This is a genomic window from Chryseomicrobium imtechense (assembly GCF_041475995.1).
GTDB classification, from domain to species: domain Bacteria; phylum Bacillota; class Bacilli; order Bacillales_A; family Planococcaceae; genus Chryseomicrobium; species Chryseomicrobium aureum.
This window is the reverse complement of record NZ_JBGOBM010000006.1, coordinates 172797-197473: the sequence shown is the minus strand read 5'-3', so window position 1 is coordinate 197473 and position 24677 is coordinate 172797. Positions and strand designations below refer to the sequence as shown.

At 40.1% G+C, this 24677-nt stretch carries 33 protein-coding genes; 20 read left to right on the top strand and 13 right to left on the bottom strand.

Annotated elements, in window-relative coordinates:
• Positions 1 to 8 precede the first annotated feature (8 nt).
• Positions 9 to 584, top strand: coding sequence for a 5' nucleotidase, NT5C type (locus tag AB5N96_RS08255; RefSeq protein ID WP_499705225.1), 576 nt, complete (start codon positions 9 to 11; stop codon positions 582 to 584).
• Positions 585 to 630: 46 nt separating this feature from the next.
• Here the strand turns inward: AB5N96_RS08255 and AB5N96_RS08250 are convergent, their stop codons facing one another.
• A complete protein-coding gene (locus AB5N96_RS08250) occupies positions 631 to 1182 on the bottom strand; it encodes a GNAT family N-acetyltransferase (protein WP_499705224.1) in 552 nt (183 codons plus the stop codon).
• 292 nt (positions 1183 to 1474) lie between these two features.
• On the opposite strand from AB5N96_RS08250, the gene AB5N96_RS08245 reads away from it, so the two are divergent.
• From AB5N96_RS08245 to AB5N96_RS08235, 3 genes are all read left to right on the top strand, one after another.
• Positions 1475 to 1684 (top strand): helix-turn-helix transcriptional regulator, encoded by a 210-nt coding sequence (locus tag AB5N96_RS08245; RefSeq protein WP_499705223.1) that lies wholly within the window; start codon positions 1475 to 1477, stop codon positions 1682 to 1684.
• Complete coding sequence (locus AB5N96_RS08240) at positions 1681 to 2064, top strand: hypothetical protein (RefSeq protein ID WP_499705222.1); 384 nt, start codon at positions 1681 to 1683, stop codon at positions 2062 to 2064. The genes AB5N96_RS08245 and AB5N96_RS08240 overlap by 4 nt, the downstream gene beginning before the upstream one ends.
• Positions 2065 to 2364: 300 nt before the next feature.
• Positions 2365 to 2556: a hypothetical protein gene (locus tag AB5N96_RS08235; RefSeq protein ID WP_499705221.1), complete on the top strand. Its 192-nt coding sequence runs from the start codon at positions 2365 to 2367 to the stop codon at positions 2554 to 2556.
• A 572-nt stretch (positions 2557 to 3128) separates the two neighbouring features.
• On the opposite strand, the gene AB5N96_RS08230 is transcribed toward AB5N96_RS08235, so the two are convergent.
• From AB5N96_RS08230 to AB5N96_RS08220, 3 genes are read right to left on the bottom strand one after another with little or no spacing between them, the layout of a single operon-like run.
• Positions 3129 to 3584: an SRPBCC family protein gene (locus AB5N96_RS08230; protein ID WP_499705220.1), complete on the bottom strand. Its 456-nt coding sequence runs from the start codon at positions 3582 to 3584 to the stop codon at positions 3129 to 3131.
• A 53-nt stretch (positions 3585 to 3637) separates the two neighbouring features.
• Positions 3638 to 3910 carry a hypothetical protein gene (locus AB5N96_RS08225; protein WP_499705219.1) on the bottom strand — a complete coding sequence of 91 codons (273 nt, stop codon included), beginning with the start codon at positions 3908 to 3910 and terminating at the stop codon, positions 3638 to 3640.
• Positions 3907 to 4314, bottom strand: a complete 408-nt coding sequence (locus AB5N96_RS08220) for a hypothetical protein (protein WP_499705218.1) — start codon at positions 4312 to 4314, stop codon at positions 3907 to 3909. Before AB5N96_RS08220 ends, AB5N96_RS08225 begins: the two co-directional genes overlap by 4 nt.
• A gap of 112 nt (positions 4315 to 4426) precedes the next feature.
• Here AB5N96_RS08220 and AB5N96_RS08215 point away from each other — a divergent pair, with 112 nt between their 5' ends.
• Entirely contained in the window at positions 4427 to 4675 is a 249-nt protein-coding gene (locus AB5N96_RS08215) for a hypothetical protein (protein ID WP_499705217.1), read from the top strand.
• A 410-nt stretch (positions 4676 to 5085) separates the two neighbouring features.
• On the opposite strand, the gene AB5N96_RS08210 is transcribed toward AB5N96_RS08215, so the two are convergent.
• The 6 genes from AB5N96_RS08210 to AB5N96_RS08185 form a co-directional block, all read right to left on the bottom strand.
• A complete protein-coding gene (locus AB5N96_RS08210) occupies positions 5086 to 5460 on the bottom strand; it encodes a hypothetical protein (protein WP_392454972.1) in 375 nt (124 codons plus the stop codon).
• A gap of 22 nt (positions 5461 to 5482) precedes the next feature.
• Entirely contained in the window at positions 5483 to 6016 is a 534-nt protein-coding gene (locus AB5N96_RS08205) for a GrpB family protein (protein ID WP_499705216.1), read from the bottom strand.
• A 20-nt stretch (positions 6017 to 6036) separates the two neighbouring features.
• On the bottom strand, positions 6037 to 6336 hold the full coding sequence (locus tag AB5N96_RS08200; RefSeq protein ID WP_499705215.1) for a hypothetical protein: 300 nt from the start codon (positions 6334 to 6336) through the stop codon (positions 6037 to 6039).
• A gap of 144 nt (positions 6337 to 6480) precedes the next feature.
• Positions 6481 to 9369, bottom strand: a complete 2889-nt coding sequence (locus AB5N96_RS08195; RefSeq protein ID WP_499705214.1) for a DEAD/DEAH box helicase — start codon at positions 9367 to 9369, stop codon at positions 6481 to 6483.
• Positions 9366 to 9782, bottom strand: coding sequence for a (deoxy)nucleoside triphosphate pyrophosphohydrolase (locus AB5N96_RS08190; protein WP_499705213.1), 417 nt, complete (start codon positions 9780 to 9782; stop codon positions 9366 to 9368). Before AB5N96_RS08190 ends, AB5N96_RS08195 begins: the two co-directional genes overlap by 4 nt.
• Positions 9783 to 9865: 83 nt before the next feature.
• The gene (locus tag AB5N96_RS08185) at positions 9866 to 10750 is read right to left on the bottom strand and encodes a retron St85 family RNA-directed DNA polymerase (RefSeq protein WP_499705212.1); all 885 of its coding nucleotides are present in this window, start codon (positions 10748 to 10750) and stop codon (positions 9866 to 9868) included.
• 371 nt (positions 10751 to 11121) lie between these two features.
• Between AB5N96_RS08185 and lexA the strand changes: the two genes are divergently transcribed.
• From lexA to AB5N96_RS08170, 3 genes are all read left to right on the top strand, one after another.
• A complete protein-coding gene (lexA, locus tag AB5N96_RS08180; RefSeq protein ID WP_499705211.1) occupies positions 11122 to 13554 on the top strand; it encodes a transcriptional repressor LexA in 2433 nt (810 codons plus the stop codon).
• 10 nt (positions 13555 to 13564) lie between these two features.
• A complete protein-coding gene (locus AB5N96_RS08175; protein ID WP_499705210.1) occupies positions 13565 to 14551 on the top strand; it encodes a hypothetical protein in 987 nt (328 codons plus the stop codon).
• A gap of 101 nt (positions 14552 to 14652) precedes the next feature.
• Entirely contained in the window at positions 14653 to 14892 is a 240-nt protein-coding gene (locus AB5N96_RS08170) for a hypothetical protein (protein WP_499705209.1), read from the top strand.
• A gap of 253 nt (positions 14893 to 15145) precedes the next feature.
• On the opposite strand, the gene AB5N96_RS08165 is transcribed toward AB5N96_RS08170, so the two are convergent.
• Positions 15146 to 15337 (bottom strand): hypothetical protein, encoded by a 192-nt coding sequence (locus AB5N96_RS08165; RefSeq protein ID WP_204589405.1) that lies wholly within the window; start codon positions 15335 to 15337, stop codon positions 15146 to 15148.
• Positions 15338 to 15580: 243 nt separating this feature from the next.
• Between AB5N96_RS08165 and AB5N96_RS08160 the strand changes: the two genes are divergently transcribed.
• The 5 genes from AB5N96_RS08160 to AB5N96_RS08140 are packed head-to-tail and all read left to right on the top strand — an operon-like array spanning position 15581 to position 18329.
• Positions 15581 to 16141: a DNA-3-methyladenine glycosylase I gene (locus AB5N96_RS08160; RefSeq protein WP_499705208.1), complete on the top strand. Its 561-nt coding sequence runs from the start codon at positions 15581 to 15583 to the stop codon at positions 16139 to 16141.
• 10 nt (positions 16142 to 16151) lie between these two features.
• Complete coding sequence (locus tag AB5N96_RS08155; protein ID WP_499705207.1) at positions 16152 to 16823, top strand: hypothetical protein; 672 nt, start codon at positions 16152 to 16154, stop codon at positions 16821 to 16823.
• Positions 16824 to 16866: 43 nt separating this feature from the next.
• Entirely contained in the window at positions 16867 to 17211 is a 345-nt protein-coding gene (locus AB5N96_RS08150) for a DUF3221 domain-containing protein (protein WP_499705206.1), read from the top strand.
• Between the two features lie 15 nt (positions 17212 to 17226).
• Entirely contained in the window at positions 17227 to 18030 is an 804-nt protein-coding gene (locus tag AB5N96_RS08145; protein ID WP_499705205.1) for an SAM-dependent methyltransferase, read from the top strand.
• Between the two features lie 59 nt (positions 18031 to 18089).
• Entirely contained in the window at positions 18090 to 18329 is a 240-nt protein-coding gene (locus AB5N96_RS08140; protein ID WP_499705234.1) for a DUF3221 domain-containing protein, read from the top strand.
• Positions 18330 to 18355: 26 nt separating this feature from the next.
• On the opposite strand, the gene AB5N96_RS08135 is transcribed toward AB5N96_RS08140, so the two are convergent.
• The gene (locus AB5N96_RS08135; protein ID WP_499705204.1) at positions 18356 to 19144 is read right to left on the bottom strand and encodes a DUF817 domain-containing protein; all 789 of its coding nucleotides are present in this window, start codon (positions 19142 to 19144) and stop codon (positions 18356 to 18358) included.
• Between the two features lie 113 nt (positions 19145 to 19257).
• Between AB5N96_RS08135 and AB5N96_RS08130 the strand changes: the two genes are divergently transcribed.
• The gene (locus tag AB5N96_RS08130) at positions 19258 to 20472 is read left to right on the top strand and encodes an RtcB family protein (protein WP_499705203.1); all 1215 of its coding nucleotides are present in this window, start codon (positions 19258 to 19260) and stop codon (positions 20470 to 20472) included.
• A 68-nt stretch (positions 20473 to 20540) separates the two neighbouring features.
• On the opposite strand, the gene AB5N96_RS08125 is transcribed toward AB5N96_RS08130, so the two are convergent.
• Positions 20541 to 21329, bottom strand: a complete 789-nt coding sequence (locus AB5N96_RS08125) for an SMI1/KNR4 family protein (protein ID WP_499705202.1) — start codon at positions 21327 to 21329, stop codon at positions 20541 to 20543.
• A gap of 160 nt (positions 21330 to 21489) precedes the next feature.
• Here AB5N96_RS08125 and AB5N96_RS08120 point away from each other — a divergent pair, with 160 nt between their 5' ends.
• From AB5N96_RS08120 to AB5N96_RS08095, 6 genes are all read left to right on the top strand, one after another.
• A complete protein-coding gene (locus AB5N96_RS08120) occupies positions 21490 to 21972 on the top strand; it encodes a DUF4306 domain-containing protein (RefSeq protein ID WP_499705201.1) in 483 nt (160 codons plus the stop codon).
• 305 nt (positions 21973 to 22277) lie between these two features.
• Positions 22278 to 22520 carry a hypothetical protein gene (locus AB5N96_RS08115; RefSeq protein WP_499705200.1) on the top strand — a complete coding sequence of 81 codons (243 nt, stop codon included), beginning with the start codon at positions 22278 to 22280 and terminating at the stop codon, positions 22518 to 22520.
• A gap of 85 nt (positions 22521 to 22605) precedes the next feature.
• The gene (locus AB5N96_RS08110; protein ID WP_499705199.1) at positions 22606 to 23163 is read left to right on the top strand and encodes a hypothetical protein; all 558 of its coding nucleotides are present in this window, start codon (positions 22606 to 22608) and stop codon (positions 23161 to 23163) included.
• Positions 23164 to 23195: 32 nt separating this feature from the next.
• Entirely contained in the window at positions 23196 to 23711 is a 516-nt protein-coding gene (locus AB5N96_RS08105; protein WP_499705198.1) for a hypothetical protein, read from the top strand.
• A 113-nt stretch (positions 23712 to 23824) separates the two neighbouring features.
• Complete coding sequence (locus tag AB5N96_RS08100; protein ID WP_499705197.1) at positions 23825 to 24154, top strand: hypothetical protein; 330 nt, start codon at positions 23825 to 23827, stop codon at positions 24152 to 24154.
• A 161-nt stretch (positions 24155 to 24315) separates the two neighbouring features.
• Positions 24316 to 24672 (top strand): hypothetical protein, encoded by a 357-nt coding sequence (locus AB5N96_RS08095; RefSeq protein WP_499705196.1) that lies wholly within the window; start codon positions 24316 to 24318, stop codon positions 24670 to 24672.
• The last annotated feature ends 5 nt before the right edge of the window (positions 24673 to 24677 follow it).

The following is a 24677-nucleotide window of genomic DNA, read 5'->3' as shown; positions in this document are numbered from 1 at the left end:
GTTACATCATGAAATTTGGTTTCGATATTGACGATACATTGATTGATTTACGCAAGCATGCGTTTGACATCTACAATCAAAAACTAGGAAAGAACGTGCCGCTCGACCAGTTCACGAAGCTCGAGCGCGTTGAAATCCATGAGTTGTTTGATATGACGGACGAACAAGGCGGCGAGATGTGGAAATCATCTTTAGAAGACATTTACTACACGACTTGCCCCGTTTACCCAAATGCCTTAGAAACATTGGTAGAGCTTGATCAACAAGGTCATGAGATTTATTACATTACAGCAAGACCCAAGGAACACGGGGAGCGAACAAAAGAGTGGATGAAAGCACAAGGATTCCCGGTTCAAGATGAGCGTTTCTTCTATGGCATGAAGGACGATGAAAAATTACAAATCATCAAACGCCTAGGTCTGGATTATTATTTTGATGATAAACCGGATGTGGTAAATACGTTGGTGAAAGAAGAGAATCTCAAAGTCATCCTCAAAGACCAGTCCTATAACCGACATTTGACGTTCACGCGTCTTGTCGACTGGACAGAGATTCAGGAGATTTTAAAAGCGAAGCAGGCATAAATACAAATACTGCGTCGAGGCCCTCTGGATTCATTCTAGGGGGCTTTTAAGTTACATGATGACTAGACATCTCTTCCCATTCTTCCCTCAACAGTCCCATTCGAATGGAGTCGTAGTATTCGCCATTATAGAACCGGCATTTTCTAAGTCTTGCTTCCATCTGCATGCCAAGTTTTTCTCCTACTTTGATCATCCTATGATTCCCCGACCAGGTGGTAAAACCTACTCTTACCAGTGGCAAGGTCGTAAAGAGATGATGGATCCATAAAGTGAGGGCCCTCGTTCCAAATCCGCCACTCCAATAGTTCGTGTCGTAAATACCTATCCCCATTTCAAGCCAGTTGGAAGGCTTGTGCTCCCAGTAGTAACCCACTGTCCCGATAATGATGCCGTCGACTTCAATCAGCCAGAAATCATCTTGGTTAACAATTGTTTCTTTGTTTAGTATGTAGTCCTCAAACGATTTCGCCTTATGTTCATAGTAAGGCGCATCCCACTTTTTCCACTCGGGTGATTCTTCTTTAAAAGTTAATTCCCACAATCGCTGTAAATCATCTTCTTTGATTTTTCTTATTACTAGTTCATTATCTTTATACATTCAATTCCTCTTTTCCTTAATTCAAACAGAACGCTTCACCCAGCGAATGATTGCTATGATGGCTATTACAATAACGACCATAAGAATGATTGGCAATAATCCGATTACAGTTTCCATCTCTCTATCTCTCCCTTACTCTCTAAAATTTCATGTACATTACTAGTACTATTCGCCAGTAACTGTAAAAGTCCTTTAATTTAACATGTAAACATATCTTTACTTTTAATGGGGAATGTATTACACTTTACGTAAAGATATCTTTACATTTCTGTTCGAAAGGTAGGGAAAAGACATGCCGGTTCGAAACAATATCCAGCAGATTCGCAAAGAAAGAGGCATTAAGCAAATCACGATGGCTGAAGATCTGCAGGTGACGCGGCAGACATTCACAGCCATTGAAAAAAACAAATACAACCCGAGTCTTGAGCTCGCACTCAAAATCTTGAAGTATTTTGATTTGCCGATGGAAGACGTGTTCATTTTAGAGGAGAAACGAAAATGAAAAAGTTTAAGAAGTGGTATCTAACACTCGCAACATTTGGTGGCTTTCTTGGAGTCGTGATTGGAACGTTCATCTTCAATGACGGGGACATCTCCGCAATTCTAGGGGCAGCAACAGGCTTGCTCATTATCTTCTTGATCAACCTTATTTATGTGAAATCAAAAAAAGACAATACGCCAGAGATAGATGAACGTACGCGCAACAATATGCGGACATATTATGCGGTCGTCGGTAACGTCTTTATGGGCGTCTTGTTTTTAGCGCTGACAGCACTTAGTTACGCAGGAGAGTCAGCTGTATCCCTTAGTTATCTCTGGATGTTTGTAATTGCCTATATGCTCATCAGTGGCATTGGAGCACTGGTTGTAAGCAAACGTTAATAGTACGCCTCTATAGCTCTAGAAGGGAAGAGCGCCGGAAAACAATGTAGAACCGGGTCGCAAGGTAAGGGTTTCAGAAGCACCGAAAAGCAAATTAGCTGAGATGGGTGAAAGTCCTGTCGGTGAAAGTCCGTAGGGAAGCGTGTTCCCCCTAGCCTATGCTTACGAAAGGAGTGCGGGTTCGAATCCCGCTGGAGGCATCTTTATTCTTTTCCAAAAATATGCTATTCTAGATGAAATTAAGTTTAGGAGTGAACATGACTGAAACGTTTTAATTGCTATAATGGTTGGTACATAGAAATGTACGAAGGTAATGATATTTACTTGAATTCGAATAGAATTGCAGTGATTGACTATGACAATAGCTTAATTGCATTAATCGAATTTGACGACAATGAAGTGAATTTCATTGAAAGTGGCTATGCCCTTCGACCAAAAATTCGATTTGCCGATAAAACTATCGTATTTCCTGATATGCCGGAAGAAGACTGAGGACGACTACTAAACAAAGAATCCTATAAAGTATTGAAGCGATAGCATTCTGCTTGAAATGCCAAAACCCGATCTGTCTTACGCCAGAACGGGTTCTTTTTCTAGATTAGATGCGTGCATTCGAACTTATTATGCGGAGGGGCAAGGTGGGCGATAGCCCACCGCAGCCCCGTTCCTCATTCCGGGGACAGACAGCGACACCATTCTGGATTTGGGGCAGACACCATTGGAGGCGAAGCCGAACAATTGTGACTGTATCAAAGCCGCGATAGAATTGTGGCGATGCCTGTCCCCACTAACAATGACTCTTAATAAATCCAAGCTATTGGAGGATTCACTATGAAAAATACCACGCTGAGAGCCATCTGGATTCTCCCAAATATCTTTCTATACCTACTGTTCATTGGAGTGACCACTTTTGTCGTCGTTAATGCGGATGGCTTGCGAGAAATCAATCGCATGGGTATCTGGGTTGTGTATCTGATGCTATTACTAGCAGTAGCAATCTTCGGTAGTTTTCGCATTAGGTCTTGGATCAAGGAAGGGAAGATATAAAAGAACTGTATGTTTATTTATATATTTTCTTCGGCAATTTTCTTCAACCCTTCAGCACGACTCACTATAAATTCCCGCATATATCTTTCTAAAAATAACTTATCAGCTACAATGCCTACTACTCCCAAAGGCGATTTGTAAGAAAAAGTATCTTTCATAATGGTGCCAGTGCCGCTTTCTACAAATTCATGTGTATGAGTAAATGAGTGGAATGCGCCTTTGACCATAGCATCTACGAATCGATAAGGCCTATCCATCTCAGTGATTTTAGCCGTCAACTGTTGTCGTACTCCGAGATGTGTAGCTTCCCAAGTAACTGTCTGTCCTTTTTCAATGAGGCCGCTTGTAACTCCAGCTACTGCTCGTTCATTGGTTTTGCCAGTAGTTTGTATATGTACATCGATGTTTCGAGCAAGGTCAAAACAAACTGTAATTGGTGCATGAATAAAAATTTCGTGATGAATTATAGGCATCTTAACTCACTCTTTCTAGTCAATTCTTTTAATAGCCTAGGATTTCATAGGTCTCAAATCTCTCCTCCAAATAAATACGTTAAAAAAGCAAGAAATAGCCCGCCAAGGACCAATGGTGATAAAGCGACGTATTTCATGAATCCCGGCTCTTTTTTGACGAACGCATAGACAGCCAAACTCATCCCGATGAGATAGATGAAAAACCCAATTGGGATCCAAAGCATCGAATGTGGTCCTAAATAGTCGATGTTAAATGGCGGAAAAATCATATAGGCAATGAAGAGACCGAGGATACTAATTACGAAAGATGAAATGCTTAGTTTCATTGATTTTCCTCCTCAGAAGATAGTGGATAAGATGCTAACTCCAAATGGCCAGTGATATCTCCAGAGCAGTCTTTCAACAGAAATGAAATACTCTCCTCAAAACCTTGTTGTTCAGCAGACAGACAAGTGAATTTTTCAATCGTTCGCCAGCCTACATATGTACCCACATCAATTTCAGATCCATTGAATCGCAATTTCGTGACGATTTCTTCGCCTTCTTCCCCATAACGTACATAGTCTACCTGATCAGAGATACCAGCTTCTATATTTTTAATGAATGCCCCAAAATACTCGTCATTTTCAAAGTTACCACCTTGGTGCTCGATTACATCCGGAATATTCTCAAACTGGCAGCCTGCTAAAAGTATCAACAGAAGCATTCCAAGCAAACTTAATTTTTTCATGCAGCACTTCCTTAAACTAGTTTGTGATAAAGTTATTCATAATGCTATATTCGTTAACAACTATGGGAAATCCTTCAATGTTATTCAGATGAATGAAAATGAGGTGAAGTGAGTGGGAGCAGAGATTTTCGGAACAATTATTCTATGGATTTTAGGACTTTTAGTTTTACATTTTGTGATTTATACAGCTGTGAGGGATGGTATAAATAAATCAGTTGTAGGCCAGTACATTAATGAGACGAAAAGGTACCTGTCCCGAAAAGGTACCTGTCCCAAAACCAATTCTGACAATCAAGACTATTCATCGGATATGCAAAAAGAACCCGCATTCCTGCGTTGGAAAGCGGATAAACATAAATAATGTTGAAGTTGTGTGGGGTCCAGGTACCTTTTGGGAGTCGTTTCCATCTCTAGTTTCTGCACGTACCAGGCATCTTTAATCTGTCTTACACAAGAACAGGTTCTTTTTCTAGATTAGAGGAGTGCAGTCGTATTAATGATGCGGAGGGGCAAGGTGGGCGATAGCCCCCCGCAGCCCCGTTCCTCATTCCGGGGACAGACAGCGACACCATTCTGGATTTGGGACAGACACCATTGGAGGCAAAGCCGAACAATTGTGGCTGTATCAAAGCCGCGATAGAATTGTGGCGATGCCTGTCCCCTGCAAACGATTCACTTCAAAACACTTAAGTTCAAAATCACAACACATCCCTAAGAAAGTACAGCAGTAAACACGCAAAGTACCGCACAAGCACCACGCTATTGAAACTTTTATTCTGTAAGAGGGATGCGAGGACTTTCGTCTTGGTATCTGGACTCTGCTATTGAATCAATTTGCATTGTATCGCATGCCTCGTTGCTGCAGGAGAATACATACTTTTGTTCGTCAGCATGGACATTTATCGCAAAATAATAAGGGAACACGCCGCCTTTGTTTCTGTCCATAGTGGCTTCGATAGCTACTATAGGCTCTTCAATAGTTTTATAGTCTTCGCTTTCGACTGTTCTTTGGATCAGTTCACTTAAAATGATTTTTTCTTCTGAAGAAGGCGTAGCCCACTGGTCGACCAGTATCCATCTTCCGAAAACAAACAAATTTGTAGCTACACTTAAAACTACCAAAATCACAAGTAGCTTCCTCTTCAACTGCTTTTCCCCCTAACAGTAGTTAAACAAAATCCCGCTTTTCAAAGATTTCTTTCACAAACGCCTCTTTAAACTCCGTATATTCTTGAATTCCAGAAGAAGCTGTCTCTAAATAATTTAGCTTTATAGCCAAATACTGTTGTCGAGCTTCTTCATTAGTATTTAAATAATCACGGAAGAAAAGCAAATTTCGCCAGATTTCACCGTCGAAGTCGACAAGATGAATATAATGCGTCTTCACGGCATACGTCTCATCCGCAAACTTCGCGAGCACAATCTCATTCGGACGTTCCACACGCAAGCGCAGGAAACCTACAGACTGCAGCGACTTGAAAAACTCACGATCAACCGATTCAATAGAGTCGACCCCGACTACCATATCTAAAATAGGTTTAGCGGCCATTCCATTTATTGCTGTGCTTCCAACATGTTCAATCTGGTGGGGGAGAAGAGATGTGGCTTGAAGAAGTTGTTCTTTCACACGTGCGTATTCCTTTTGCCACTCTGTTGTATACTCCACCAATCGTACTTCGTTATTCTCCAAGCCTAATTTCATTCAGTTCACTCCTAAACGATTTACTCAATTGTTGTTTGGTTGTGCTTTATTTCTTTTACATAGTTGCGGACATCTCTAATCAACGCAACCACTAGAATTAGAACTACAACACTTACAATCGCTAGCTGGACAGGAAAGTTCGTCTGCATATAGCTAAATTGTGTAGCTATAAAGTAACCGAGAACTCCAAGTAATCCAAGCGTAGTCAAAACAGAAATCAAATTTTGTTTTGACTTGAAGAAAAATGAACTAACCAGTTTTAGAAAAAGCACTGCGGCTAAAGACCAGAGAAATGTGACAGCTGCGTTTGCGAAATCCATAGATATCATCCTTTGCGAAGTTTTACCATCTTATTACTACTATACGTTATTTTGGGTGGTGGGTTTCGGCAAATATGAGTAGAATTCTAATAATACTCAAAAAAAGACCCGAACTGCTACTGCAGTTCGAGTTTGAAGTAAAATTCATTCATGCGTCAAATAATGATACAAATTAAACTCCACAGGCTGCTCAAACTTCATAGTCATCGTCACAACCGGAGTTGGTTGACCGTTCTTATCTGTCATAAATTCTTGCTCTAGCGTATCTAGCAGAATATCTACTTTGCCAAGATAATAAAAGTCTTTTCCTTCATCGTTATCCTTTTTGATAAAGAAATGAAGCTCATCGCCCTGTTGATAACCTGTGAGTAACTTTTGAATTTCATTAGATGTCAGTTTACGATTACTACGTGAAAACCATTTAAAGTGTGCAACATCAATAAACTCATCGCCATAAGCAATGGTTGAATCAATTTCATCAGATTTATGATACGTCACGAAGATTGGGCAGGTATTGTGTTTATGCTTATACCCATACATCGTAGAAGATTCATCTTGCTGCCAGTTCAATAAACGCGCTGCATCTTTTCGCGTGTATTTTTTATAAAGCGTTAATGTGCGTGAAGTATTATACCTCTCCGCTTTACGAAGACCTGTTTTGATCAAATCAAAATAGCGATGTCTGAATAAAGGCTGTTTCAAAGCTTTTCTAAGAGCATAGCTAGTGGTAATCGTTTGATTCTCTACCTCAATCAAAGGTGAGTGCCCATATCGTTTTTTGCTAGCAGATGTGAAAAATGAAAGAGTCAGTACATCCACTACAGACTGAATGGTAGTAGATGAATGCAACAAATCATCGTTTGCGAGATTATCCGCTAATTGTTTCAATTCAATCGATCCCTGTTCCGCTAAATGTTGAAGTACATATAACTCATGCTTTCTTTTTCCATTGAGTAACTCTTGTGAGATAAACGAAAGTAGTGCTTGTTCTTGCTCGCTTAGTAAAGAGGGGGTTCCAGTTACTTTCGCTAAAAAAGCATCATAATGAGCGAAATGTTCAAGAATCGTTTCAGGATCTAAAGAGTTTTGTTCTAGGAAATCAAATAAATCTGGAGTTCTTCCTAGGCGATTTTCTAGATTTAAATAATACTCTTTAAGATTTTTAAAATGATCAATCCGAGCAGTATTAATTGACCTGTAAATTTGTTCTTTCGCAATCTGTTCAAATAGAACTGTTGATGCACCTTTAATATAACTAGTGTCGGCAACAGAGCGACGAATCGTATCTTTATTTAAAGAAGAATCACCTGATAACGCCATCGGAATAAGATAGTTATTTTTATAATTTCCGATGAAATCAATGATAGTTACATAGTCTTTCGAAGGATGCTTGCGAAGCCCACGTCCTAATTGTTGAATGAAAATAATGCTCGATTGTGTCTGGCGCAGCATCACGACTTGGTTAATGCTCGGAATGTCGATTCCTTCATTGAAAATATCGACAGTAATAATATAATCTAGTTGTCCAGTCTCGAGTTCATCAACTGTTGCCAATCGCTGTTCCATGGAGTCCGAGCCAGCTAAAGCTTTTGTCCGGTAACCACGGAGATTTAATTGCTTAGATAGTTCTTTTGCTTCCTCAATTCGACTGCAGAACATGAGCCCTCGAACAGAATTACCTGCATACCCGTAATAACTGATCTTCTCGATCAGGTGATCAATCCTTGCATTGGAAACTAGTGCATTGAATGAAACATCTTCATCGAGTAGTTGTCCATCTAATTCAATATCTGTTACGCCGAAATAATGGAAGGTACTTAATAAATCTTCTTCTAATGCTTCTTGAAGTCGAATTTCATAGGCTACATTGTACTGAAAGATCTCGAAAATGTTCCAAGCATCCGTGCGCTCTGGGGTAGCTGTCATTCCAAGTAAGAAATCTGGCGTGAAATAATCGATCACACGTTGATACGATTCGGCACCTGCACGATGAACTTCGTCGATGATTATGTAGTCAAAGTGGTTTTTGTCTATTTGATTAAATACGTTTGGTTTAGATAGAGTTTGAACCGTCGCAAAAACATACTTTGCATCTGTATTTTTCTCGGAACCGGTTAAAAATCCAAATTGCTCATCATGTGCACCTAGCACACGCATGAAATCAGCTTTTGCTTGTTTTAAGATTTGTTCTCGATGCACGATAAATAACATGCGTTTGGGAGCAGCAGCCCGCACGTCAAATGCAGAAAGATATGTCTTTCCTGTACCAGTTGCAGATACTACTAATGCACGACTTTCTTGTTGTCTCATACTAGCAAGGCTTTCAAGGGCGCGAGTTTGCATTTTGTTTGGCTCGATTTGTGCAGCTACTTCTAATGGGTTCGTTTTATAAAATTTTTCATCAGGTTCAATGGCGGTAAGTAATTTTTGACGTTCAACTGTTTCAATATACCTTTCGGTGTATCTTTGAATCCATTCTGTAGAGAGCGGTGCTGCTGTATCCCATACGTCTTTAAATTGATGTATGAAATGACGAATTAAGTCTCCGTTTTCATTAGAAGTTAGCCGGATGTTCCATTCATAATTTACTTTTAATGCATTGGCCGTTAAATTTGAACTTCCAACAATCATGGAATATGTATGTTCATGTTCAAAAATATAGCCCTTCGCATGAAACCCTTTTAAAGATGTTAAGCGAACTTCTACATTTGGAATGTTCAAAAGCTCCTGGAACACCTTAGGTTTATTGAATTCTAAGAAAGTAGAAGTGAGGATCTTCCCTGAGATTCCTTTTAAATGTAAATCATGAAGGGCAGCTTTTAATGTGGCCAACCCGGATTCTGTAATGAAAGCTACTGAAAAGAAGAATGATTTACAAATTTGTAGATCTTCTAATAGTGTTGTTAAGACTGCCTCCCCACCACTTGTTTGGTTTAAAAGTAACTGTGGTTTTAGAGTGTCATGGGCTGCAATTTGATGATTAATAAATCCTTTTTCTAATGACTGCTTAAGTTGCTCATTTGAATAACTCATACTTGAACACCTTTAGAATTAAACTGCTTCTGGATTTTTTGAACTGCAGGAATATCTGCGGGTGCCCATTCTAGATTAGAAAGCCCATCAGCAGAGAGCCACTTATAATCAGCATGTTCTGATAAAACTGGTGTACCAGAGTGAATCTTAGAGTAAAAGGTGGTAAGTTGAATTGTAAACGAATCATACTCATAATAAGTACTCTCAACTTCTTCTCCAACAGTTACCTCGATTTTTAGTTCTTCCATTAACTCACGCTTTAGTGTCTCTTCGGGAGATTCTCCAGGTTCAATCTTCCCTCCTGGAAACTCCCATAAGTTTGGAAGGCTCATTTGTGGAGAACGAAGTGCACAGAAGATTTGATTCGTTTCATTCACTAGTACAGCTCCAACAACATTCACGTGCTTTTTCATGATTCCACCTCATTAGCTACTTTTTCTTAAGTTTAGCAGCCAAACGAAGTAGGAACCATAGTTTTTGTAAAATCGTGACAATTTCATTTTGTTGGGGGATGGTAGTTCTCGAAATAGAGTTTCCTTCCCTCCAGAACTTGAGCGTATGTTTTGGTAGAGCGCCTTTCTCCAATTGCCTCCGTGTGACTCTCAACCCCAAATTTCTCACTATAGTAAAGCTCCTGCCTTAATCTTCTCCGAGAGTTTCTCGCAATTCCTAATTTGTCATTTACAACTAAACCAGTGACCATTTGTGTCGAGTGTCTGCGCATGACGCGTGTTTTCTTATTGTTAATTAGAAGTCGTTGAGGAGCCAAAATATTGTGTAGTTTGGCTAATAAGCGTTTAATGGAAAAATCACCAGAAAACACAAGATCGTCTGCATAGCGGGTATAGCGAATTTTCTTCTCCGAACAATATCGAGCGATCCGTTCATCAATTTTCCGCATGAGAATGTTCGACAAAGTGGGGCTTGTCGGAGCACCTTGAGGCAACCCACCCCTATAAGTTACTAACTTCGTTAAGATGACTGTAACAGTTTCCGAGTACCCTTGTTGACGAAAGAAACGGAAGACAGAAGCTTCTTTTAAACTTCCAAAAAAGTCAGTGAGGTCTATGCGAACCACCATTTGTTGATTTACATGAAAACGGGCCATTTCTTTTAAAGTGGCTCCTTTTTTATAAGCTTTTGCAAAGCGACTGACGGGATGAGGTGCTAAAAAGTTTTCTAAGATTTGATGCTGAATTTTCTTTAGTAATGGAGTTGGTGCTTCTATTGTTCGAAAGCCTCCTGTGCGTTTGGGAATCGAAAATGTTCGGTAATAGTGCTTTGGACGGTTCGTGAATTTATATAGGTTTTTTTCTGAGAGTTGAAAAAGAGTAAGTAAATCCTGAACAGTTAAGGTTGCTGGATTATGATTTAATTTCATACTAGCCCTCCTTTTATCCAACCGGTCCCCTTCCATCACTTAATTCGCGCACGTTGATCGTTTATGATCAACAAGGACGAAGGTCACAGTCATGATCAAAGAAGTCGCAAATTCCTATTTCGACTTCTGATGATGACTGGTGAATACAGTATTGCTTACGTTCGACGTGTAGTGGCGACTCGCCATACATTTCTCATTTGATAATCTGACGGAAGGGAAAAGATCCCAATTGGATAGTGATACTATAGCGATCAACTATACCGATCGACAAGTGTTTTTTGAAAAAAGGGATCATTTTCCTATATTCCCTTGCCATTCCTCCCAAACATTCATAAAATTAAGGAAACTCAATGGATGAACGGAGAGAACTTATGAAATTAAATGTCGAACAACGGAGAATTGTCGAGCTCGAGCCAACGGGACAAATGTTAGTCAAGGGCGTTGCGGGGTCTGGAAAGACGACAGTGGCTATTCGCCGTATCAACTTTCTAAAGACAAACTATTGTCATGAAGCAGATGATCAGATTTTGTTGGTCACGTATAACAAAACACTACTAAACTATATCAAGTTCCAATATGAACGACTTGCAGATGCTGAAGAAGAGGACTTCCAACAGTTCTTCGCATCAAATGCGAACGTGGAAATTTCAACAATTGATGCGCTGATGTTTAAAGCTTTTGTAGATTACAATCGCCGAACGCGAAAGAGACTGCAAATTGCAGACAAGCAGATGGAGCGTCAACTGCTCATTGATGCTATTCATGAAGTGAAGAAATCGTATCCGAATGTAAAAGTGCTATCGCCTAAAAACAGTGCGTTTCTTCTGGATGAAGTGTTGTGGATGGAGTCGTGTCTCATTGAAGATATCGAAGCGTATCAAAATGTAGACCGAATTGGACGCGCTTCCGGTGATAGTTCCACACCGCAAAAACTACTTAAAAATTCAGAGTTGCGAGAAGCTATTTTTGAACTCTGGCGCGTGTTCACGGACAAAATGGAGAAGAAAGGATTTGTTACGTTCAAACGTATGAATGTACTTGCGCTTCGCCAAGTCCACGAAGTAAATTCTAAACGCTATACACATGTCATTATCGACGAAAGCCAAGATTTGACACGCGTACAACTTGAATTTTTAAAAGCGCTCTATAAAGAGAAACCTTATTCCTCGCTACTCTTTGTCGCAGATAACACCCAAAGTATTTATGCCCATTCATGGCTTGGAAAAGGTAGACCGTATACAACAATTGGCTACGATATGAGTGGAAAGGCACGAGCGTTAAGTAAGAATTACCGGACGACGACAGAAATTTCTACTGCTGCATTTGATTTGATTGAAGCGGACGAGACGATTCGTTCGAATGTGGATTTTGTGAAGCCAGCATTGATTGATCGCCATGGACATCCACCGATTTATCGATTTTTCACGACACCGCAAAAACAACTCGCATTCTTAGTAGAGGAAATTCAAATGTTACGAAATGATTATGACCTGCGCGAAATTTGTCTAGTTGCGCGGAGTAACCGTTTGTTAGAGAGTTTAGCAACTGGGCTAGAAGCAGCAGGTATACCAACAGAAGTTCTCCAAAACAGCGAGCCGAACTTTGAATCGGATAGGGTCAAACTTGTCACGATGCATTCCATCAAAGGGTTGGAGTTCAAAGTCATTTTTCTCGTCGACTTGAATCAAGGTGTCATTCCAAATGATCGGTATACAGATGTGGAAGATCAAAAAACTGTAGATTCCGACGAGCGAAAGCTTCTTTATGTTGGTATGACGCGAGCAAATGAGCTTTTATATATGTCATCTGTTAAGAAGCCATCGAAGTTTATTAAAGAAATTGAGCGAAAGCATTTACGTATGAAGAAAGACTGTGCACTGCGACCATTTGAATCTATTAGTATGAGCCATTATCAGTTTACAGATCAATTGAGTGATCTCCATTCACGAGAAGAAGTCGTGCGTCAGTGGATGTTGCGCGAGCTTCATGAAACATACGGATATCCGTATGAACTGTTGGAGCTGGAATACCCCGTTCAGAAGTTTTCACAACGTGGCTATTGTGATATCGCAGTGACGATATACTCCGGGGAAGAAGCAATGCCGTTGCTCTTTATCGAAGTGAAACAGTTCGGGGCTGGAATTGAAGAAGGTCTAAAGCAATTGAAAAGCTATTTAGAAGCAAATACTACTGTACGTTACGGATTGGTGACGGACGGATTAGAGATTAAAATCATCGATCGAAACGGAGAAGAGGTACAAGACATTCCAAGGTGTCGTCCGCAGTTCTTGCCTGAGACGAAGAATACTAAACGCTACTTAAACTTAAAGAATGGCCGTACGTATTCGTATGCAACTGCTCTTGATGATGAGGAGCAAATCGAGATACGAGAAGAACATTCGGAAGTTTATTTGCAAGTGCATGAAAAAGCGACTGTTCCGATGATTGGCAATGTGGCAGCGGGCATTCCCACACTCGCAATTGAAGAGTATGATGCACGCGTTGTTGTTCCGAAAGACTGGGTGTTTTCAGTGAAGGAATCATTTGCTTTGACCGTTACAGGCGATAGTATGATAGGTGCAGAAATTCATAAAGGTGATACCGTCATTGTCCATCAGCAGACATCTGCACAGCCGAACGATATTATCATTGCAGTGATTGATGATGAGGCCACGATGAAAAAATATATGCCAATGGGCAACGATGTGTTACTGATGGCCGAAAACCCAAACTATGAACCCATTCTCATGCGCAGTGAGGATGTCCGCATCAATGGAAAAGTGATTGGTGTGTTGAAGAAATAAGGAGCAGATTATGGATAAACTAATTTTATGTCAAGCTTGCCAGAAAGAGAGAGCTACATTACTCGAAGTTGTAGATAATCCGGAGTACCCCTACCACTTATGTGAAGGGTGTCATGGAAGGTTACTAACGTTTTCCCTGAGACCTATTGAATGGTACCATTTGGCTGTAATTTACTCACCAGGTCACTATCATTTACATGATGACTTCTACGATGACGACGGCAAAGCGGCTCAACCTGAAATGAAAGTAACAGCTACTAAATCTGATTGCTCTCCAAGATTAAAAGATGTAAAAGGAAATCTTTCCGAGCTGCTTGATTTTGTGACTACACGGTGGTTTTTAGAAGAGAACGTAATGAAACCATTTGAATCTTATGACCCGAAACAAATATTAGCTCAAATTCAAAAAAGGTATGAAGAGACACCATTTCCTGATGTCAAATATCGAATGATTGAACTTGCAAAGGTAGTAGGTCCTGTTGCGGGAGAGTGGATACGTAAGTTATGGGAGGAGAAAGAGGAGGGGTACGAGCACGTAATAGCTCAAGTTGCTCCTTACTGTTTACCGATTGATGAGGCTTATAATAAGGCGCTTTTGACATTAAGAGATAGTGAAGAAAAATTCCTTCCCTTTGAAGCTCATGCTGTACTATCTAAGTTTCATCTCGTTCAAAGTCTTGATTTTATTGAAGCAAACTGTACAGTTTTTAATGACCAGTGGGGAAGGCTCGCCGCATCTTCGTATCCTAGTTGGGATAAAATGAAAAAATGGCTAGAGAAGGGTAGACCGCTAAGCTTGATTGCACTGGATACAATGGCGAACTGTGGAAATCAGGAATTTTCAGCTGGTTTTCCAAAATATATACCTAAAGTAAGTAATACAAATCTTGCCGAAGTAGAAGCAGTATTACTTCAGTACAAGGAAATAGATTCCGTACATCGTGTGAAACTTAAAGTTACTTCAATATTAGAAAATAGAGATAGAATTTTTGAGTAAACGTGAAGAATCCTGCTACACACTGAACGAATAATAGACAAGTGGTCTGAAACTTTTTGCAAAGAACATCGTAGAATTAGATAACAAAGGAGTGACTGGCAATGAAACCAAAACTATCCCATATCCTCGCACCTGCCGTCGTTGCGATTGTCGTATCAATTGCGCTCTATAATCTAGGAAATGCACTCGAAATCTCATGGCTGCGTTTTTATTATGAGCAGACCGTTTCAACGGCTGGTGGCTTTGAAGTAGAAACCGGTGGCTCGATGATTCCACTTTTGATCGGAATCGCATCTGGTTTTGTGGTAGAGCGACTACTTAAGAAACGAGCGATGAATTGATGGCGAAATGTACGAATTGCGGATAGAAGTGGACGGCGCGCGAGATTTGGAAGCTTGGCTGGTCGAAAGAAGGGAAACGCTGTAGCAACTGCGGAGAGAAACAATACCTTTCTGAAGAGACACAGGGCCTATTGACGCTCGGGTATATCAGTTTGGCACTTTTGATTATCGTACCGTTTAAAATTAAACTTAGTAAAAAACCTTATTTAAAACTCTAAAACGCAAAGTGACCATGGAATTCCATGGTCCTTTTTTATAAACCAAACAAAGTAGAGACAGTGTCGGCGCTATCTGGTGTGAACATATAAAGTGAGATTCCTATTAAAATTGTACCGGCCATCAGGACAGAAATTTTGCGGAACGGTGTTTTTTTAGAAGATTGCATGATTCCGTATAGTAATAAACCAATTCCGATGAGTAGGCCAAGCATGTACCAAAAGCCCATGGTCATCAACTCCTTCATTAGACAAAACGTTGTCTGTCAGAAGAAGGTTCCACCACTTAATCAAAAATGATACGAACGAGTTGTGCAATTGCACGAGGTAGTGCGAGAACGATGTCGACGAGATTGACCCAAAGAGATTTCGATTGATCTTTGCGGATTGGTGGTTGTGACATACTGACGCCTCCCATTTTCTTTCATTTTACCATATACTGTAGAAAAAACATCAAACAAGGAGATGACTATATGCCGGCATGTACGTGGCCCGGGACGAGTGAATTGATGAAAGAGTATCACGACGGGGAGTGGGGTAAGCCCTCTAAAGGCGACGACCGCTACTTATTTGAAATGCTCTCTTTAGAAGGGGCGCAAGCAGGTCTGTCTTGGATCACGATCTTGAAAAAGCGTGAAGCGTATAAAGAAGCTTTCCATGATTTTGATATTGCGGCTTGTGCGAATCTCTTAGATGAAGATTTGGAAAGTATTCGAACAGGTTATGAAATCGTGCGCAACAAACTGAAAATCAAATCCGTTCGCACAAATGCACAAGCCGTCCAACGGATACAAGATGAGTTTGGCTCGTTCTCTGAGTTTCTCTGGAGTTATGTCGACCACACACCAATCATCCACACACCTGAGAAAGACTCGGATGTTCTGACAGATGACGCGCTTTCGAAGCGACTCAGCAAAGACCTAAAGAAACGTGGCTTTACATTTGTAGGACCCGTAATTATCTATACCTATATGCAAGCGGTCGGGATGATTGATGATCATTTAGTTGGGTGTCCGGCGAAGACGGTGGAATGAGGAGGATGAAATGAAAAAGAGATACTGGATAGTTTTGTTGCTTCTGGCAGTCACCGCTGCTGCCGTGACAATTGGAATATACCTTACAACGAGAGAGGAACCGGCAGAACCGATTGAATATGATACAGCAAATGTTGCAACTATCGTAGATGAGGTCCTACTAGAAATGGCAAGCAGCTCTCTTGGAGAAGGTATAGATGTAAATGAAGAAGGTACGGGACTGGTAATTGACGAAGAACTAGTAGAGACCAGTGATGCTAAGAGTTTATTAAGTGTCGAGAAAGCGAAGTTCCAACTGAAACTGGAAAATAAGCTGTTTAGCCATGAACTAGAAGAATCAGAAATTGAGCAAATGGCAGAGGAATCTGTGAGCAATTTAATTGAAGCGCTAGAAAAAGCTTCTTCTCTATACGGTGTGGAAGTCTACCAAGATGAAGTGACAGATTATATTAATGAGAATGTAGCTTCTGTAGAAGTTGAGGATAAACAGATTTATGCAGATGCTTTAGGAATATCCGTCGATGCGTTAGATTATTATTTCGACCGAGACTTTTATGTAATGGATGTTTTATGGGAGAAGTTGATTCCAGGATTGATGGAACAGAATCCGCAAGGGGCAGATGAAACAACCAATGAGTACATGCAGCGGATCAAAGACGAGTTTTATGACGCTAGTGAGTAAGCATTAATTCCAGTACTAACAACTTGAGTTAGGAGTAGATAGTATGAAAAAGAAGTACGTCCTCTATCTTGTATCTCTATTAGTAATCTTACTCACAGCCTGTCAACAAACCACAGATGAATCACAGTTCTATACTGAAGTAGGAAGAATCGTTGCTATTGAAGATAGCAGGTTTCTCTTGGTGAATGATGCGACTGAACAAGACATAGAGACTCTCGAACCGGCAGAAATAATTGAAAAATATGAGGATGGCATTTGGGCTACGTATGAAAAACTAGATGAACTGAAGGTGAACGCTGTAGTCAGAGCGTCTTATGATGTCATGCAGGACTCACTTCCGGCGTACGGCAATGCGGTTAAGGTTGAAGTGCTAGAGGACTCCAAATAAGAAAGCAGGAAAACCATGAAAGAACGTGTAGAAGAATTTTGCAAACAGTATCAGCTATTTGAAGAGAATGCTATTCAAAAGGTTCAATTAGAACACCGCTTCAATCTAGCACAAGCATTTGAATTAAAAGAAGGCATGCGCGTGTTAGAAATCGGTTGCGGTCAAGGCGATATGACGGTGGTGCTCGCGGATCAAGTAGGAGCAAGCGGACATGTCACAGCGATTGATGTAGCGAGCGGTGAGTACGGTGCTCCACTGACGCTGAGCCAGGCACACGAAAAGATTCAACGGACGAAACTTGGTGAGCGCATCAGTTTTCATCTCGAGACAGATTTTCTTACATTTCCAGTAGAAGAACAGTACGACTGCGTGGTATTTGCACATTCCAGTTGGTATTTTCACTCGCCTGAGATCCTGAGCAACTACTTTAAAAAGATTCGAACGATTAGTTCTAAACTCTTATTTGCAGAGTGGGATGTGCATTATACACACACATCGCAACGTGGCCATTTCTGCGCGGTGACAGTGCTTGCATTGCATTCAGCACTTACAGAAAATGACGGCAATATCCAGCATGTGTTTAGTCGACAAGAAATTAGAAGCTTAATTGAAGCAGCAGGATTTTCGATTCAAAAAGAAGGCGTGATTTCTTCTTGCTATTTACAAGATGGTCAGTGGGAAATTGACTATGCATCAGAAGTTTATCGTGATTTTTCTAGGGATTCGACACAGTTCCACACACTAGCCACATCGCTCTATCACATGATGAACAAGTCGGAAAAAGATTCCCTAGATACGTTTATTCTAGTAGCGACGTAAGTAATCCGTGGGGGAGAGGATTCTTATGAAAATGCAACTATTTAACTTATGAAGGAACCATTGTTGCTGTTGAAGATGGAAGATTTCTAGTAGTAAATGGCGCATCTGAAGAAGATATAGAGACCCTTGAGCCTCTTGAAATTGTTCTAAAACACAATAAAGGAGTCTGGTTTACATATGAAGCACTTGATGAACTGAGCACGGGTATGACAGTACGAGTAATGCATGAGGGCACTGAAGACTCGCTTCCGGGTTATGGCGAAGCGGTTGAGGTTGAAATCTTACAGTCAGAAACATAATGAAAAGTGAAGAATGAATAGATACACTAGCTCTTTATTCTATCCTTCACTACTTTTAAATTCGCCACAATCAAAAAGCTGACAATCACTAGTAACAACCAAGAACTGATTTTTCCTATGTGGACCAATTCCCACCCGTTCGATTGATTCGGATAATGCCAAGCGCCTAGTAAAGTCGCGATGTTTTCACCTATCCATATCAACAGACCAATCAAGAAAAAGTACGTGATAATCGGAATCTGGAAGAGAGATTGCCGTATACGAAAGGAAAGCTTGGCTCTGAAAAAAACGACTGCCACGGCACCAAACAGTATCCAGCGGAAATCCCAGATATAATGATGCGTGAAAAAGTTTAAATAAATCATGGCAGCAAGCGGAACTGCAATTTTCAATGAAGGCCACTGGATCAGCCTAACATCGAAAATCCGCCAAAACTGACAGAGATAACTAGCGACACTGGCATACATAAAGCCACTAAACAAAGGCACATTGAACACTTTGAAGATCCCTTCCTCTGGATAACTCCAAGAGCCCATGTTCACTTTGAAAATTTCCATCATGAGACCAATGAAATGGAAGACCGTGATCACTTTTAACTCATCCACACTTTCTAGGTTCGTCTTGACCATAAAGAACTGCATGGCGACGCAAAACAGTAGGAGCCAATCGTACCGAGCGAGAATAGGTAAGTCGATAACTAAAGTGATTCCAAGAATGAAAAAGATAAACAGCGGGAAAATAGCTGCGCGCACTTGCTGGACGACAAAAAACAGCAACGAATTAGTAGTTTTCGTTTGTGTGAGTGAAATATCCACACGGATCACCCCAAATTATTTATTGAATATCGATAAATATATATCAAATATAAATAATTAAATATTTTAAGTCAATAAATATGGGATAGACCTTTTAGAGAGGAGAGGAAACAATGACAAAGCAACTTAAAGGAAAATATGGAGAAGCCAAAGTCTTTACCTCAAACATAGATGACATGACAATTGCGCAAATTGAAGACTTTTTGAATGAAGAAGTCACAAAAAACGCCAATGTGCGGATCATGCCTGACTGTCATGCAGGAAAGGGCGCGGTTATCGGTACGACGATGAAAGTGACAGACCGCGTCATTCCGAACCTTGTCGGCGTTGACATCGGGTGCGGCATGCTTTGTGTAGAAGTGAAAAGTGACGCCGTCGATTTCAGTAAGCTCGACCAGGCTATTCGATCAACTGTGCCATCCGGAATAGATCTTCGCACAAATGCCCATGATTTTACGCAACATATTGCTTTTGACCAGGTACAAGCAGGGTTCAGTTTAAATAAAGCGATGCTGTCCATGGGAACACTTGGTGGTGGCAACCATTTTATCGAACTCAACCAAGCAGAAGACGGCCGGCTGTTTTTAGTGGTGCATTCCGGAAGTCGTCACTTAGGTGTGAAAGTAGCGAACTATCATCAGAAAAAAGCGATTGAAAATTTGAGCACAGACAAAGACCGCTTAGATGAACTGATTGCCACTTTAAAAGCGCAAGGAAGACAAACTGAGATTCAGCAAGCCATCAAAACATTCAAGAGTGAAGAACCGGCAGTACCGAAAGACTTGTCCTACCTTACAGGTGCAAGCATGGAGGATTACTTCCATGACTTGAAGATTGCGCAAGAATTTGCGAAATGGAATCGTGCAGCGATGGTTGATGAAATCATGAAGGCGATGGGCTTTACAGAAATCGGACGAATCGATACCGTGCACAACTATATTGATCTGGACCACATGATTCTCCGAAAAGGCGCAATCTCTGCGCGCAAAGACGAGCTTGTGTTAATCCCAATCAATATGCGAGACGGCTCTTTACTTGCGAAAGGAAAAGGAAATGAGGATTGGAACCAATCGGGCCCGCACGGTGCAGGTCGCATCCTCTCTCGTACAAAAGCAAAGCAACAGCTCCAGTTAGAGGATTTTAAGTCGACGATGAAAGACGTGTATACGACGAGTGTAAACGCAGATACGATTGATGAGTCCCCGTTTGCGTACAAGCCGATGCACGAAATCATCGAGAACACGCAAGACACCATCGAAGTACAAGATATTTTGAAGCCGCTGTATAACTTCAAGGCCGCAGAGTTTGTAGGATGGAAGAAGAAATAAGAAAACGGATTGATCCTCAGCGAAAGGATCAATCCGTTTGTTTTATTAATAACTCATACAGGCCTATTTCAATAGCCGTTAAAATACATGTCGGCATAATAGGCAATTTCTTCGTCTTTTCGAATAATGCCCACCATGGACTTTACAGCCTCAGTAGAGAGCGTTCCAGCTTCATTGAAATGATAAGCTAAATTCGCCGCAACTTGTCTCAAATCAAGCGAAGGACTTTGGAGGAGTTGAATAAGCTTTTGTTCAAGGAACTGTTCGTTTCCTTTAGTGTGCTGATGAATATACTCTAACCCAAGCTGGACTTCATATTCGTTGGTAGAAGCAATGGCCTCCTCAATTTCCTCAAGAGTCCATTCTTTCATTTCATCATCAAAATCAGTATCCGTATCTTCAATTTCTCGATCTTCTATGTAAAGCCTGTCGAGGAAGGCATCAAAGTCAGGTGCTAACTCTATGACTTTTTCAGCATCCGCGTCGACATAGATGATTGGCGGATTTTCTTCTGTGTTTCGGTAGTCAAACGCAACCCAAGCATGGCCATCTCCTGAAAATAAAACAATATCGTTCGGCAACCCCCACTCTTTAATCAAATACTCGCTTTGCAGGATTCCTTGCCCTTCATCGATGCCGAGCAGATGGTCGACTTGAACGTGATCGTCTGCCCAAGAGGTCGGTACAGTAGTCGGAAACGCATTAAAGAGGATGTAGCCTCCATTTTGTTGTTTGAGAAGTTGGATATATGTCTCGGGCAACTTTACCTTTAGCTTTTTTTCTGCCTGCTTTACCATTTTGTCGGTTAAAGCTGGCAACTCCTCAAATTCAGTATCTTCTTGCCATATATTTTTCATAGTGGAAACTCCTCTGGAATGTAATACGTCTACTATACCATAGCAGTATTCTAAAAATTTACATAATTGGTTCTAGGTGTTGTAAACTAAGAAGAGGAATTAGTGTTGGAGAAAGAATGAGCTTGTATAGAGTAACAAATGAAGAATGGAGGGGTTCATTGTGAGTACAAAACGTTTTATAATTCTGGCTACAAGCCTCACAGCTCTAGTAGTTTCCACTTTCATTGCCTGGTACGAAGGGGCACAAATCTATGACAATCCGTGGGAATGGGGCAATACGGCTCTTGTCTCAAACTATTTAAATGGCTATCCAATCACTACAGAAGGTCAAATTGTAATGCTCGATCACTTTATTTATGCAGCTAAGTTCCAGCCGTTATTCCCGCTACTAATGGTTGTGTCATTCTTGGCTTTCATTTTAGTAAGCGTGTATCCACTAGTAAAAAGAAATCGAACTGCGCAACTAGCAACAACAGTTGTTTTAGCATCCATTTCATTCATTGTATTCTTTTTGCTGGGCAATTCCCCGACACCTGGATTCAAATTATTTACTGCACTATTTGGTTTTATTGGATTGCTGTCGATGGGTATTTTACTCAGTGTGGTAATCAAAGTGAAGCGGAACGCCTTAGTAAGTGAGTAAGTTTTAAGTCTAAACGAAAAGGATGAGTTTTTGATTAATTTACTGGAAACAATGTTTCAATTATATATGGCACTTTTATTCTTTTGTGCAATCTTTTATTATTGGCATTTTAAAAAAATGAGAAAACAGAAATCTCTTTCATTCATAGAAACATCAATTTATAGAATCACCCAAGTAAGTATTCTTATTTGCGCGGTCAGCTTCATCTTGCTGTTTTTAGATCGGAATTTTGGATGACATATAACTTTTAGGGACGTCATTCATAAAAAAATGCGTAGTCACTCTCGTTAAAGGTGGAGATTGAAATGAAAGGGAATTTAATAGTTTGGATTTTATCAGTGCCATTATTCTTATTTTTTCTTGCCATGTTTTACATAGAGGTCTCTACTTATTCAGTTTTACCACCAGAACAAGATGGCATGAATTTATGGACCGAGCTAAAAGGTGTATGGTATCGATCAATATGGTTTTATGCAATGCTTATTACCGGTTTTACTCTAATGATTTTCCATTTCATAAATAGTCGTCACGAAAAAGCCTCCAATTAGCAGTATAAAAGCAAATGGACCGGTGCTAATTGTAAGGACAAGTTCTATTTACTATCCAACAACATTGGAGACTGCGAGGTGAGACATGAGCCATTATGAAAAACTAATTAGGAAGTATAAATATAAACAAGAAGAATTGATTTTTACTAAGGAGCAAGTTGTCGACATACTGCTTTCAAAATACAAAGCGCAAGAATTCCAAAAAGAACTGATCTTGGATTTAATGAGAGATGATCACTTTCAATATGACAAGATTTTTAAATGTTTCCGGATAGATGACCCATATATCTTGAATAAGGTGTTCACTGTTGAAGAAAAGAAAGAGCATATGGAAGAGATTAATGATAACGAAATGAATGCTTTTGATTACTCTAAATCAACTGGCACTGATTTTGAATATAATAAGATGGTACTGGATGAACAAGAAGGGCGAAGAATAGATATCATTTTAGAGAGTAAAGATGATACATCTATTTCAGAATTCCAAGTTAGACATCGCTCCGACAAAATCAGTTCCTATCTAAACGCTCTGATAGTCGGAGCACTTATACAAACTGGAGCAGCTGAATATGAGGAAGATACTGAGGATTACTATTTCAAGTTTTATCTGGATAATTTGAATGCGTATGGTTTTTTGAAATGACTCTTATTGACAAAAAGAAATAGGTGAATGAGTTGTATAGATATGGTATATCGAAATATGACCCTCGATTAAGAGACAAGAGTCGACGGTATTTTAAAGAGGATTGGACCGGTGTTGGTGACATTGGTAAAGTGTACGAGGGAGAGAAACTGACTGTTAGTGACTACTTAAAAGTTGAGGATACGTATGTATCAGTAATAGAAGCAATCTTAACCGTAATGAATATCCCAAAACTTCATGTAACTAATTTGCGCCGTGTATATAGTCTTAAAGAGCTTTGGAAGTATCATGGGCACCATGAAGGCCTCTACGATTCGAAGATGATTGACTATTTTTCACGAGCAGAAGGAAAAAAGGTTGTGAAGAAGCAAGAAGTAGAAACTTTAATCAGACTCTTACTTAGAGAAGATTTAACATATTTAAGAATGGGCTATAAAGATGATTTGACAATCATTATAGGATACGACTATTTGATGGCAGTTGAGACCTCCGTACCTATTGACTCTGTAATTTCAGAGATAGAACAAAAAGGACTCTTTGTGGAATAGAATATGATGGACATGAGGCAAGTACAGAAACCGAGTAGCTGCGATACTAATCGAAGCTGAGGAAATGAATCTAAGTAGTTGAACTGATGAAAATAGTAATTAGGAGACTTGCAATGAATGAAGAAGAATTAAACTCTTGGCTCACCAAACATGACAAGATTAATCAGGCCACAGAATTTTGTAAGAACTATATCGAAGGATGCTTGGAAAATGATCCAGAGGGTTTCCGTCCAGAAATTGTAGAGTATGATCAGAGCCGAGTTCGTACTGAACTTGAAGACGCATACGTGAAAACTACATCTGCATTTGTAAAAAACTATCAGTATGTCGAAATATGTTTACAGGTGTACTATCTTCACGACTCAATCGGCTACTACAAATGCTTCTTCGAAACCGATAACGGGAATTATGTAGATGATTATTGGGTGAATACTGCCAGGTAACTAAAGATGCTAAAAAGGACCTCCACTCGGAAGTCCTTTTTCTTTAAGCTAAATTAGTATAGTACCTCCAAAAATTAAGTGCTTACATCCTCTATAAATTGTAAGGAAGAATTTGTATACTAAGAATACTTGTAAAATGATGGTGGTATAGGGGGAGCAAAGTGAAGAAAATTAAAAAAGAGGTTACATTATCTCTGGAGTTTTATAAAGGAAAGCAGGATGTGAAAAAAGGAATATTCGAAGGGAATGTTGTACCGCCAAAGCATTTAGATGAACTATTTATCGACGTCTTTGCATCTACTACTTACGATTTTGAGTCAGATGATTTTGTAGAGAATGGTGGAATTGATCTTCAACTGCAAGGCAGCAACCGAGCGTTTCGAGAATTGGGGAAATATCTTCTAGCAATTACGGAGTATGATACAGAGGACCCGCGTTATCATGATCATTTTGATGGTATCCAGAATTCGGATGAGGAAGAGAAAGTGAATTTGACGATTTATAAACCGTTTAGATAGAGGTG